Source organism: Kocuria dechangensis (genome assembly GCF_014636775.1).
Lineage (GTDB): Bacteria > Actinomycetota > Actinomycetes > Actinomycetales > Micrococcaceae > Kocuria > Kocuria dechangensis.
This window is the reverse complement of sequence record NZ_BMEQ01000002.1, coordinates 281,202-292,870: the sequence shown is the minus strand read 5'-3', so window position 1 is coordinate 292,870 and position 11,669 is coordinate 281,202. Positions and strand designations below refer to the sequence as shown.

General features: G+C 71.3%; 10 protein-coding genes. 4 read left to right on the top strand and 6 right to left on the bottom strand.

The annotated features are described in order from the left end of the window. Positions 1-63 precede the first annotated feature (63 nt). From IEW07_RS03525 to IEW07_RS03515, 3 genes are all read left to right on the top strand, one after another. Positions 64-480, top strand: coding sequence for a hypothetical protein (locus tag IEW07_RS03525; RefSeq protein ID WP_188534442.1), 417 nt, complete (start codon positions 64-66; stop codon positions 478-480). 255 nt (positions 481-735) lie between these two features. Beyond that, positions 736-2,106 (top strand): MFS transporter, encoded by a 1,371-nt coding sequence (locus tag IEW07_RS03520; RefSeq protein ID WP_188534441.1) that lies wholly within the window; start codon positions 736-738, stop codon positions 2,104-2,106. Between the two features lie 74 nt (positions 2,107-2,180). Further along, positions 2,181-3,902 carry a thiamine pyrophosphate-binding protein gene (locus IEW07_RS03515; RefSeq protein WP_188534440.1) on the top strand — a complete coding sequence of 574 codons (1,722 nt, stop codon included), beginning with the start codon at positions 2,181-2,183 and terminating at the stop codon, positions 3,900-3,902. Between the two features lie 67 nt (positions 3,903-3,969). Here the strand turns inward: IEW07_RS03515 and IEW07_RS03510 are convergent, their stop codons facing one another. The 5 genes from IEW07_RS03510 to IEW07_RS03490 all read right to left on the bottom strand — a co-directional run bounded on the left by IEW07_RS03510 (position 3,970) and on the right by IEW07_RS03490 (position 10,009). Continuing rightward, positions 3,970-4,389, bottom strand: a complete 420-nt coding sequence (locus IEW07_RS03510; protein WP_229741538.1) for an acyl-CoA thioesterase — start codon at positions 4,387-4,389, stop codon at positions 3,970-3,972. A 111-nt stretch (positions 4,390-4,500) separates the two neighbouring features. After that, positions 4,501-6,885, bottom strand: a complete 2,385-nt coding sequence (locus IEW07_RS03505; RefSeq protein ID WP_188534439.1) for a bifunctional salicylyl-CoA 5-hydroxylase/oxidoreductase — start codon at positions 6,883-6,885, stop codon at positions 4,501-4,503. 37 nt (positions 6,886-6,922) lie between these two features. Beyond that, positions 6,923-8,575, bottom strand: coding sequence for an AMP-binding protein (locus IEW07_RS03500; RefSeq protein WP_188534438.1), 1,653 nt, complete (start codon positions 8,573-8,575; stop codon positions 6,923-6,925). Positions 8,576-8,646: 71 nt separating this feature from the next. Further along, positions 8,647-9,522: an acyl-CoA thioesterase gene (locus IEW07_RS03495; protein ID WP_188534437.1), complete on the bottom strand. Its 876-nt coding sequence runs from the start codon at positions 9,520-9,522 to the stop codon at positions 8,647-8,649. Positions 9,523-9,529: 7 nt separating this feature from the next. After that, complete coding sequence (locus IEW07_RS03490; protein WP_188534436.1) at positions 9,530-10,009, bottom strand: cupin domain-containing protein; 480 nt, start codon at positions 10,007-10,009, stop codon at positions 9,530-9,532. Positions 10,010-10,141: 132 nt separating this feature from the next. Between IEW07_RS03490 and IEW07_RS03485 the strand changes: the two genes are divergently transcribed. Then, positions 10,142-10,567 carry a RidA family protein gene (locus IEW07_RS03485; RefSeq protein ID WP_188534435.1) on the top strand — a complete coding sequence of 142 codons (426 nt, stop codon included), beginning with the start codon at positions 10,142-10,144 and terminating at the stop codon, positions 10,565-10,567. Between the two features lie 132 nt (positions 10,568-10,699). Here IEW07_RS03485 and IEW07_RS03480 read toward each other — a convergent pair whose 3' ends face one another. Beyond that, on the bottom strand, positions 10,700-11,581 hold the full coding sequence (locus IEW07_RS03480) for a PaaX family transcriptional regulator (RefSeq protein ID WP_188534434.1): 882 nt from the start codon (positions 11,579-11,581) through the stop codon (positions 10,700-10,702). Positions 11,582-11,669: the final 88 nt, after the last annotated feature.

The window sequence follows — 11,669 nt, the reverse complement described above, 5'->3', positions numbered from 1 at the left end:
TGGACACACGGACACCGACTGACCGATGCGCGTTCCGCGCCTTGACGTTGATTGGACAGTGCGATGAAAGCCAAGAAATCCGTCCTCGCCCTCACCCTCGGCCTGGGCCTCACCCTCCTCGGGTCAGCGCCCCCCGCGCAGGCCGCCGTCGTGACGGACCAGGAGGACGCCACCCTGCTCTCGCGGGGAGTCGCCGTGACGGGCACGTACACCGTGACGTGCCCGGAGGGGGAGACCCTCGAGATCTACACCTCCCTGGCCCAGCGGGTCGGCGGGGGACGCGTGGCCTCGGGGAGCAGCGCGGACACACTGTGGTGCAGCGGCGAGCCGCAGACGGTCGCCTACAGAGCCCAGACCTTCTCCGGCGTGGCCTTCAAGTCGGGATCGGCGCTGCTGACGGTGACCGTCGTGGACTGCAGCGAGTTCGGCTGCTTCCTCCGCAGCGAGACCTCGGAGGAGATCCGCCTGGTCAAGAAGTGACGCGGTCGACGCCTCACCGGGAACGCCCTGCTCGCGCGCGAGCAGGGCGTCCCCGCGCGTCCGCATCGGCAGGCGGAGGACCGGGACCGCCGCTACGGTGGAGGCGGCGTGGTCCACGTCACCGATATATAGGTCTTGTGACGGGCGTAATTCGTAGACCATACTGTGACCCACGGCACAGTTCCGCCGGCATCTTCTTCCATTCATCTCCCTCCGTGCGGGGATGGTGCAGACCCAAGACAAGGACAGGTGACCATGGCTGCCTCGACTCAGTGGCCCGTCCCACAGAAAACCACCAACCGGGTGCTGTTCGCCTGCTGGCTCGCGATCCTCGCGGAGGGCTACGACGTCGGTGTGCTGGGCGCGATCATCCCCGCGCTCGCCGAGTACAGGGAGTGGGGCCTGTCCCCGCTCGAGCTGGGCGGCCTCGGGTCCTACGCCCTGGTCGGCATGCTCATCGGCGCCATGGTCATCGGGACGCTCTCCGACCGCATCGGGCGCAAGAAGATGCTCCTGCTGTCCGTGCTGATCTTCACGACGACGCAGCTCGGCGCGGCGCTGGCGCCCACGCCCGAGCTCTTCGGCCTGTTCCGCCTGATCGGCGGCCTGGGCATGGGCGGCATCATCCCGGTGGCCGCCGCCCTCACCATCGAGTACTCGGAGCCGCGGCGCCGGTCCTTCAACTACGGCGTGATGTACTCCGGCTACTCGCTGGGCATCCTCACGGCGGCCCTGGTCGCCATGGCCCTGCTGCCCACCCTCGGCTGGCGCTGGGTGATCGGTGTCGGCTTCATCCCCGTGCTGCTGCTCCCGCTGCTGGCCTGGATCCTGCCCGAGTCCCTCGAGTACCTCATGAGCAAGGGCCGCCGGGCCGAGGCCGAGCAGCTGGCCCGCAAGCTGGGGGAGGTCCCGTTCCTGGACCACGACTGGACGCCCGCGCCCTCCCCCGACGCCGCGGCCAGGCCCGTGGGCTGGAAGCAGTCCCTGGCGGCCCTGTTCTCCCGCGACTACCTCCGCCCGACGGTCTTCTTCTGGATCTCCCTGTTCTGCGGCATGGTCCTCGTCTACGGCCTCAACACCTGGCTGCCGTCCATCATGCGCTCGGCCGGCTACGACCTCGGCTCCTCCCTGACCTTCCTCGCCGTCTTCAGTCTGGCCTCGGCCATCGGCGGCATGGTCCTGGGCCGCGCCGCGGACGCCTACGGCAAGAAGCTCATCCTGGTGACCTTCTACCTGCTGGGCGGGGTGGGCATCCTGCTGCTGATGTTCCCCAACAACATCGTCATCAACTACGTCTTCGTGGCCCTGGCCGGCATCGGCTCGATCTCCACCTCCCTGGTGCTCACCGGCTGGGTCGCCGACTACTACCCCTCCTACGCCCGGGCGACCGCCACCGGCTGGGCCCTGTCCTTCGCCCGCCTCGGCGCGATCTCCGGCCCGCTCATCGGCGGCTGGATCGGCTCGATGGCCCTGCCGTTCCAGTGGAACTTCATCGTCTTCGCCGCCGTGGCCCTGGTGGCCGCGACCGCCGTGGCCCTGATCCCGCGCGCCCCCGGCCGGCCGGGGCGGGCGACGCCGCCCGCGCCGGAGGAGCGCGCCGCCGTCCCCGCCACCACCGCGAGCTGACCGGTCCCCTGCCCACTGCCGGCCGGGCCCACCATGGGCTCGGCCGGCGGCCTTCCATCCTGAGGAGCTGCACCATGACCATCACCACGAGCGCACTCGAGCACCACGGGTCCGGCGGGACGGAGCAGGCTGCCCCCCGCCCGGCCGGCACCGTCGCCGAACTGGTCGGCCACACCCTGGCACAGCTGGGCGCGGGACACGTCTTCGGCGTGGTCGGCAGCGGCAACTTCGCGCTGACCAACGCCCTGCGCCGTGCAGGGGTGCCGTTCACCGCCGCCCGTCACGAGGGCGGTGCGGCGACCATGGCCGACGCCTACGGGCGGATGTCCGGCAGGGTCGGCGTCGTCACGACGCACCAGGGCTGCGGGCTGACCAACGCCGTGACCGGGATCGGCGAGGCCGCCAAGAGCCGCACCCCGATGATCGTCCTGACCGCGGACACGGCCGCCGCGGCCGTGCGGTCCAACTTCAGGATCGACCAGGACGGCCTGGCCCGCAGCGTCGGAGCGGTCGCCGAGCGCGTGCACTCCCCGCAGAGCGCAGTGGCCGACACGGTGCGCGCCTGGCGGGCCGCCGTCAACGAGCGCCGCACCGTGGTGCTCTCGGTCCCCACCGACATCCAGGCCGTCCCCGTCGATCCGGCCGCGACGGGCGCCGTTGCACCGCTGGACCCGCCCCAGGCGGTCCGGCCCAGCGCAGCCGCCGTCGCGCGCCTGGCGGAGCTGCTGCGCGCCGCCGAGCGCCCGGTCTTCGTGGCAGGACGCGGCGGACGGGGCGCGGGCCCGGAGATCGCCGCTCTCGCCGAGAGCTGCGGGGCCCTGCTCGCGACGTCCGCCGTGGCCCACGGCCTGTTCGCCGGCGACCCCTTCGACCTCGGCATCTCCGGCGGCTTCTCGTCACCGTTCACCGCGGCCACGATCCAGGACGCCGACCTCGTCGTGGGGTGGGGATGCGCCCTGAACATGTGGACCATGCGGCACGGCTCCCTCATCGGCGCCGGGACCACTGTGGTCCAGGTCGACGTCGAGGACTCCGCCCTGGGCGCCAACCGGCCGGTCGACCTCGGTGTCCTGGGCGACTGCGCCGAGACGGCCGCGGCCGTGCGCGAGGCGCTCACCGCGTCCGGGCACCACAGCGTCGGCCGGCGCACCCCTGAGACGGCCGCGCGGATCGCCGCCCACGCCCGGTGGAGCACGGAGGAGACCGAGGACCTCTCCACGGCGGACGGCATCGACCCCCGTGTGCTGAGCAGGGAGCTCGACGCGATCCTGCCGGCGGAGCGGATCGTCTCGGTCGACTCCGGGAACTTCATGGGCTACCCCAGCGCGTACCTGCGGGTCCCCGACGAGTTCGGCTTCTGCTTCACCCAGGCGTTCCAGTCGATCGGCCTCGGCCTGGCCACGGCCATCGGCGCGGCGGCGGCCCGGCCGGACCGCCTGCCGGTGCTCGGCACCGGGGACGGCGGGTTCATGATGGCGATCTCGGAGCTGGACACCGCCGTCCGAAAGGCCCTTCCGCTGGTGGTCGTCGTCTACAACGACTCCGCGTACGGCGCCGAGGTGCACCACTTCGACGCCGACGACGAGGACCTGGAGATCGTCCGCTTCCCGGTGACGGACATCGCCTCGATCGCGCGCGGCCACGGCGCCGCGGGCGTGGTCGTCCGGACGCGCGAGGACCTCGCCGCGGTCTCCGCGTGGGTCGAGGGGCCGCGCGACCGCCCGCTCGTGGTCGACGCGCGCATCGTCTCCGACGGCGGCGCGTGGTGGCTGGCGGAGGCCTTCAAGGGCCACTGACCGCAGCAGTCCCGAGCAGAGGACGGCCCCCGGCGCCACGCCGGGGGCCGTCCTCTGCTCGGGGGCCTCAGGAGGCCGCGATCAGCAGGCCCTCCCGGATCTCCGCCGGCCAGGGCGCGGAGGTCTCGGTCCCGAAGGGCACGCACGCCGTGACGAACGACCCGTCCGCGGCCAGGCGCCGGGGGGTGTCCTCGAACTCCTCGCCCCAGACGCGGAAGGAGAAGGTCATGGACTTCTCCCCCAGGCGCTCGAGCACCACCTCCGTGGTGACCTCCTGGCCGAACCAGAGCTTGGCCCGGTAGTTGACCTCCTGGCGCACCCGCGGCGCCTGGCCGAAGTAGCTCGTGATGCCGAGGTCCCGGAACAGCTGCGCCTCGCACGCCTCGACGAAGCGCAGGACGGCGGAGTTGTGCTGGTGTCCGGCGGCGTCGGTGTCGACCCACTCGACGCGGCGGACGGCGGTGGCGGTGATGATCGGGGTGTCCACGGGGTACCTCCGGGGATCGTGGGGACTGGAGTCAAGGGTAGGACGCGAGGAGAGCGGGCCGGTGGTCCCGGCCCGCTCTCCTCGCTGTGGCACGCCGTGGCGCGCCGTGGGTCAGCCGACCGGCTGGCCCGTCCGCTGCGGCGTCCAGCGGACGTGGGTGGGCAGGTCCTCGGGGAGCGGGTCGCGCACCAGCGACAGCCGGGGCCGGACCGCGTCCGTGCGCGACGACGGCGGCTTGCGCCGGCCCGCCTTGAACTGGAGGGGCCACTCGGCTCCGGCGCCCCGGTAGTCCTGCTCCGCGGCGGCGTGCAGGGTCCACTGCGGGTCGTAGAGGTGGGTCCGCCCCAGCGCGCAGAGGTCCGCGCGGCCGGCGAGCAGGATCGAGTTGACGTCGTCGTAGGAGGAGATGGCGCCGACCGCGATGACCGCCGCGCCCGCCTCCTTGGCCACCCGGTGCCGGATGATGTCGGCGAAGGGGGTCTGGTAGCTGCGGCCGAACTCCGGCTTCTCGTCCTTGGCGATCTGGCCGCTGGAGACGTCGATGCCGTCGGCGCCGTGGGCCACGAAGGCCCGGGCGATCTCGGCGGCGTCCTCGACCGTGTTGCCGTCCGGCAGCCAGTCGACCGCGGACAGGCGCACGAGCAGCGGCTTCCCGGCCGGCCACACGGCGCGCACGGCGTCGAAGACCTCCAGGGGGTAGCGCAGCCGGTTCTCCAGGGACCCGCCGTACTCGTCGGTGCGGTGGTTGGCGACGGGCGAGAGGAACGAGGAGAGCAGGTAGCCGTGGGCGGCGTGGACCTCGAGGAGGTCGAAGCCGGCCTCGGCGGCGCGCCGGGCGGCGTCGACGAACTGCTGCTTCACCTCGTCCATGGCGGCCCGGTCCATCTCGCGCGGGACCGCGCTGCCCTCGCCGTAGGGCACGGCCGAGGGGCCCACGGTCTCCCAGTTGCCCTCGGCCAGGGGCTCGTCGATGCCCTCCCACATGAGCCGGGTGGAGCCCTTGCGGCCGGAGTGGCCGATCTGCGCGCCGATGGCGGCGGTGGAGCGCTCGTGGACGTAGTCCACGATCCGGCCCCAGCTGTCCCGCTGCTCGTCGGTCCACAGGCCGGTGCAGCCGGGGGTGATGCGCCCGGCATCGGACACGCACATCATCTCGGTCATCACGAGACCGGCCCCGCCCATGGCCTTGCCCCCGAGGTGGACCAGGTGGAAGTCGCCGGGCACCCCGTCCACCGCCGAGTACATGTCCATCGGGGAGACGATCACGCGGTTCTTCAGCACGAGGTCCCCGATCCGGTACGGCTGGAACATGGCGGGAGCCACCTGCTCGAGGCCCTGCTCGCGGGCGAAGGCCCGGTCCACCTCGGCGGCGAAGTCGGGGTCCCGCAGCTTGAGGTTCTCGTAGGTGATCCGGCGGGACCGGGTGAGCAGGTTGAAGCAGAACTGCACCCGCTCCTGGTCCTTGTACTGGCCGATGGTCTCGAACCACTCCAGCGACGCCTGGGCGGCGCGCTGGGTGGACGCGACGACGGGCCGCCGCTCGGCCTCGTAGGCCTCGAGGGCGTCGGCGACCTCGGTGTGCTCGTGCAGGCACGCCGCCAAGGCCAGGGCGTCCTCCATGGCGAGCTTGGTCCCGGAGCCGATCGAGAAGTGCGCGGTGTGGGCGGCGTCGCCGAGCAGGACGACGTTGCCGTGGCGCCAGTTCTCGTTGCGCACGGTGGTGAAGTTGATCCACTTGGAGTTGTTGGTGAGCACCTCGTGGCCCTGCAGCTCCTCGGCGAAGATCTCGCGCAGCCGGGCCACGGACTCCTCGTCGCTGACGCCCGGGGGGAACACCCGGTCCTCGGTCGCGTCGAAGCCGGCGCGGCGCCACACGTCCTCGTGCATCTCCACGATGAAGGTGGAGCCCTCGTCGGAGTACGGGTAGCCGTGGATCTGCATGACGCCCCACTCCGTCTCCTTGACGAAGAACTTGAACGCCTCGAAGACCAGGTCGGTGCCCAGCCACATGTACTTCGACTTCCGGGCGTCCAGGGTGGGCCCGAAGACCTCGGGGAAGCGGTTGCGGATCCCCGAGTTCAGCCCGTCGGCGGCCAGCACCAGGTCGTACTCGGCGCTGAGCAGCTCGACGTCGGGAGCCGCCGTGCGGAAGCGCAGGTCCACGTCGAGCTGCGCGCAGCGGCGCTGCAGGATCTCGAGCAGCTCCTTGCGGCTCATCGCCGCGAAGCCCTGCCCGCCCACGGTGGTCTGCTCCCCCTTGAAGTGGATGTCGATGTCGGTCCAGCGGGCGAACCGCTCGGCCATGGCACCGGCGACGACGGTGTCGGCGTTCTCGATGCCGCCGAGGGTCTCGTCGCTGAACACCACGCCGAAGCCGAAGGTGTCGTCCGGGGCGTTGCGCTCCCACACGGTCACCTGGTGGGCGGGGTCGAGCTGCTTCATGAGTGCGGCGAAGTACAGGCCGCCCGGGCCTCCACCTACGATGGCGATCTTCATGTCAGTGTTCCTCTCTCAGGACGGAAATGCTGTGGGGTCAGGACGCGGTGGTGCCGGTGAGCTGGACGAGTTCTTCCTCGACCTGCCGGCGCAACCGGAAGTGCTGGAGCTTGCCGCTGGGGTTGCGGGGCAGCTCGTCCACGAAGCGGACGTCCCGCGGGTACTTGTAGGGCGCGATGGTCTGCTTCACGAAGTCCTGGAGCTCACGCCGCTTGGCGTCGTCCCCGGTGACTCCCTGGCGCAGCACCACGAAGGCGCAGACCACGCTGCCGCGCTCGGGGTCCGGGCGGCCGACGACCGCGGACTCCACGACGTCGGGGTGGAGGTTGACGGCGTTCTCGACCTCGGGGCCGCCGATGTTGTAGCCGGCGGAGACGATCATCCCGTCGGTGCGGGCCTGGTAGTGGAAGTAGCCGTCCTCGTCCTTGAGGAAGGTGTCCCCGGTGACGTTCCAGCCGTCGACGACGTAGTTGAGCTGCCGCTCGTCGTTGAGGTAGCGGCACCCCGTCGGGCCGATCACCGCCAGCCGGCCGATCCGCCCGGGTCCCAGCTCGCGGCCCTCGTCGTCGAGGATCGTGGCCCGGAAGCCGGGGACCGGCCGGCCCGTGGTCTCGGGACGGATGTCCTCCCCGGCCGCGGAGATGAACACGTGCAGCAGCTCGGTGGCGCCGATGCCGTTGACCAGCTCGAGCCCCGTCCGCGCCTTGACCTCCCGCCAGGTCTCGGCGGGCAGGTGCTCCCCGGCGGAGACCGCCACGCGCAGCCCGCGCAGGAGGCCCTCCTGGTCCTCCTTGAGGATGGCCCGGTAGGCGGTGGGGGCGGTGAACAGGACGGTGACGCCGCGGTCGTGGACCAGCTGGGCCAGCTCGAGCGGGGTGTTGCGCTCGGTCAGCAGGGACGAGGCGCCGAAGCGCAGCGGGAAGACCACGAGCCCGCCCAGCCCGAACGTGAACGCGAGCGGCGGGGAGCCGGCGAACACGTCGTCGGCCCGGGGCCTGAGGATGTGCCGGGCGAAGGTGTCCGCGTTGGCGAGCACGTCCCGGTGGAAGTGCATCGTGATCTTGGGGACCCCCGTGGTCCCGGAGGTCGGGCCGAGCAGGGCCACGTCGTCGGCGGCGGTCGGCACGGCCTCGAACTCCCCCGACTTGGCGGCGCAGCGCTGGACGAGGTCGTCGGCGTCGTCGCCCCCCACCAGCACCAGCCGGACGTCTCTGCTCACGGTCTCCGCGAGGTCCGCGAGGAACCGGGCGTCGGAGAGCAGGACCGCGGGCCGGGTGCGCTCGACGAGCTGCGCGACCTCCTCGGAGCGCAGGATCGGCATGGTGGTGACCACCACGGCGCCGGCCTTGAGCACGCCCAGCCAGCAGGCGACCAGCCAGGGGTTGTTGGGCGCGCGCAGCATGACGCGGTTGCCGGGGACCACGCCGAGGTCCTCCGTCAGCACCTGCGCCACCTGGTTGGCACGGAGCTGCAGCTCGCCGTAGCTCCAGGTCTCGCCGTCGGGCGTGTGCAGGGCGGGTCGGTCCGGCCCGAAGGTTTCCACGGCTCCGTCGATCAGCACGGACGCGGCGTTGAGCCGGTCGGGGTACTGCAGCTCCGGCAGGGTGAACTCCAGGACCGGCCACTGCTCGGCCGGGGGCAGGTTGTCCCTCGTGAAGGTGTCCTGATGAGCGGAAGGAGATAGCTGCATGGTGTCCTCTTCGTCGTCTGGTGCAGCGGTGGATGTCTCGTGGCACGCGGGAGCGCGCCGGTGGGGCGGGCTCATGCGCCGGGGCGGATCATGCCCTCCTGGGCCACGCTGGCCAGCAGGCGCCCGCCGCGGTCGAAGAACTGGCCGCGGACGAGACCCCGGTTGTTCTGCAGGGAGCAGGCGTCCTGCACGTAGAGCACCCACTCGTCGGCGCGGCCCTCGCGGTGGAACCACATCGAGTGGTCGAGGCTGGCCGTGACCAGCCCCGGCGCCGCCCACGCCAGGCCCTGCGAGCGCAGCAGCGGCTCGAGGATCGTGTAGTCGCACACGTAGGCCAGCGCCGCCCGGTGCAGGTCGGGGTCGTCGGGCAGCCGGTCGAAGGCCTTCACCCACACCGCCTGATGCGCTGCGCGCGGCCCCTCCACCTGCAGGTAGACCGGTCCCTCGACGTGGCGGATGTCGAAGGAGCGCCCGTTCGCCCAGTACTCGGCGGCGGGGCCGTCCACGCCGACGAGGACCTCCGCCGAGGACGCCAGGTCCTCCGGCGCGGGCACCTGCGGCATGGCCGGGGCGTCGTCGGTCCCGTCCTCGGGGACGTGGAAGGAGCCGATGGCGTCGTAGACGGCCTTGCCGTTCTGGAAGGCCCGCACGTGCCGGGTCGAGTAGCCGCGGCCGTCACGAACCCGCTCGACCTCGTACCGGACGGCCGCGCCGATGTCGACGGGGCGCATGAAGTAACTGTGCATCGAGTGCAGCACGCGGTCCTCGCCGACGGAGCGCATCATGGCGGCGGCCGCCTGGGCCACCATGTCCCCGCCGAAGGCCTTGGGCCAGGGCACCCACTGGGTCTGGGCGGTCCAGGCCTCGTCGTACGACTGCGCCTCGGCCGGCTGGAGGTCCACGGTCGCCAGGAAGGCGGCGGAGGTGGGGCTCACGGTCGTGGTCATGGCTGCCTCAGGCCCGCCGGTAGTCCGCGAGGGACTCGTCGGGGACGTCCTCGAGGTTGACCACGAGGTTCTCGGGCGTGCGGGCGGTGAGCCACACGAGGTCCTCCGTGAGGGACATGTTCGCCTCGACGTGGGGCATGAACGGCGGGACGAAGACCCAGTCGCCGGCGGTCATGTCGATGTAGTCCTGGTAGTCCTCGCCGAAGTAGATCCGGCCGTGGCCGCTCAGGACGTAGCCGCCGGTCTCGGCCTCCCCGTGGTGGTGGGGCAGGGAGCGGTAGCCCGGGGTGTTGGAGACCTGGCCGAACCAGATCTTGGTGGCCGGGGTGTGCTGGATGCTCACGCCGGACACGCGCACGCAGTCGCCGGACTGGGCGGTGTTGGTGTCCTCGTGGCCCGCGCGGGTCACGACGGGGACCACGCGCCCGTCAGCCCCGGCGTAGATGCGGTTGTCGCCCTCGGTGCGGTACTCGCTGACCGTGCTCATCGATGTCTCCTTCACTCTCTATGTCGACTTCGTGACGACCGTCACGTAGAATCAATGTAACACGGCTCACACGGAGCAGACCAGAGGTCGTTTTCGTGACGAGCCACCGCCTCGACACCGCAGGAGAACCTCATGACCACGAACCTGTCCGCCAAGGAGAACCTGATCGTCAACCCGGACTCCATGGCGCCCCCCTCGGGCTACGCCCACGCCGTGCGGGCGGGCGACACCGTCTATCTCGGGGGCCAGACCGCCCTGGACAAGGACATGAACATCGTGGAGGGCGGCATCGTCGAGCAGTTCGTCCAGGCCCTCCGCAACGTGCTCACCTCGCTCGAGGAGGCAGGGGGCAAGCCCGAGGACCTCGTCAGCGTGACGATCTACCTCACCGACGTGGACGACTACATGGCCCACGGCAGGGAGATCGGCCGGCTCTGGCGCGAGATGGCGGGCCGGAAGTACCCGGCGATGGCCGGGATCGGCGTCACCCGGCTGTGGCAGAAGGAGGCGCTGATCGAGATCCAGGGCGTGGCCGTCATCCAGGACCGCGAGTCCTGATCCGGATCCGCGCTGCGCTCGGCGCCAGTGCTGACCCGCAGAACAGAGGACCCCGGGTGCCGGGGAGTGTGAGACCACACTCCCCGGCACCCGGGGTCCTCCTCTGTGCTGTTCGCGCCCCGGTCCCCGGCCTCAGGCGGAGGCCATGGCGGCAGAGCCGATCAGTGACCGCACGTGCTCGGCCGCAAGAGGGCCGACCAGACGGTGCACTTCCTCGAAGAGATGCCGCACGGTCGGCCCCTTCCACCCTTCGGGCAGGTACTCCATCGGCAGCCCGGGATCGATGTAGGGAAACCGGCGCCACAGGGTCAGCATGGGGACGTAGTAGCGGAACGCAGTTCGGCGGATCTCCGGGGTGGAGGTGGCCAGCGCGGCCTCAGGATCTGTGCCGACCAGTGCCGTCCACTCGGTGAGGGCGTTGCCGTAGAGCTCCAGGAAGCGGGAGAGCTGGGCGTCCAGGGCCTCGAGGTCCCACCACCGGGCGACCTTGGAGCGCATGTCCGTCTCGTCGCCGTAGCTGCCGGTGAAGAACTCCACGAACTCGGCCAGTCCGCGGACCTCGAGCCGCCGAGCGGTTTCGTCCCGCCCGTGGGCGGGGGCGATCCACACCCCCGCCGAGACCATGCCGAAGCCGAGGCCGGCCAGCTCGGATCGCAGCTGGTGGCGGAGGTGGCGCAGCGACTCGGGCACGGAGAAGATCGCCAGGACCCAGGGATCGCCCACCCGGGAGCGGGGCGGGGAGAAGATCCGCTCGTCGCCGGCGCTGAAGATCTCCATCGCCTGCGGGGAGATCTCGTACTTGGCGACCCCGTCGGCCTTGACGCTGTTGAGCACGCCCTTCGCCTTCAGCCTCGACACCGAGGAGCGCACCCCGGGAGCGTCGTGGCCGAGGTCTCCCAGCATGGAGATGAGCACGGACACGGGGAAGGCCCCGCCGACCTGGCGCCCGTAGAGGCCGTAGAGGGTCACGATGAGCTGCTGATGCCTGAGGTGGGTTTCGGGAACCGTGATCATCGGTCCTGCTTTCGGATCGGGGGGGTGCGCGAGAACAAGAAGGCATAGGGGGAGGTCCCGGCCATCATAGGCGGGCTCCGGAACGTCC

Bases quoted from the DNA above. Each gene is read 5' to 3' on its own strand.
- IEW07_RS03525 (WP_188534442.1), top strand. From the start codon at position 64: ATGAAAGCCAAGAAATCCGTCCTCGCCCTCACCCTCGGCCTGGGCCTC.
- IEW07_RS03520 (WP_188534441.1), top strand. From the start codon at position 736: ATGGCTGCCTCGACTCAGTGGCCCGTCCCACAGAAAACCACCAACCGG.
- IEW07_RS03515 (WP_188534440.1), top strand. From the start codon at position 2,181: ATGACCATCACCACGAGCGCACTCGAGCACCACGGGTCCGGCGGGACG.
- IEW07_RS03505 (WP_188534439.1), bottom strand. From the start codon at position 6,885: ATGAAGATCGCCATCGTAGGTGGAGGCCCGGGCGGCCTGTACTTCGCC.
- IEW07_RS03500 (WP_188534438.1), bottom strand. From the start codon at position 8,575: ATGCAGCTATCTCCTTCCGCTCATCAGGACACCTTCACGAGGGACAAC.
- IEW07_RS03495 (WP_188534437.1), bottom strand. From the start codon at position 9,522: ATGACCACGACCGTGAGCCCCACCTCCGCCGCCTTCCTGGCGACCGTG.
- IEW07_RS03490 (WP_188534436.1), bottom strand. From the start codon at position 10,009: ATGAGCACGGTCAGCGAGTACCGCACCGAGGGCGACAACCGCATCTAC.
- IEW07_RS03485 (WP_188534435.1), top strand. From the start codon at position 10,142: ATGACCACGAACCTGTCCGCCAAGGAGAACCTGATCGTCAACCCGGAC.
- IEW07_RS03480 (WP_188534434.1), bottom strand. From the start codon at position 11,581: ATGATCACGGTTCCCGAAACCCACCTCAGGCATCAGCAGCTCATCGTG.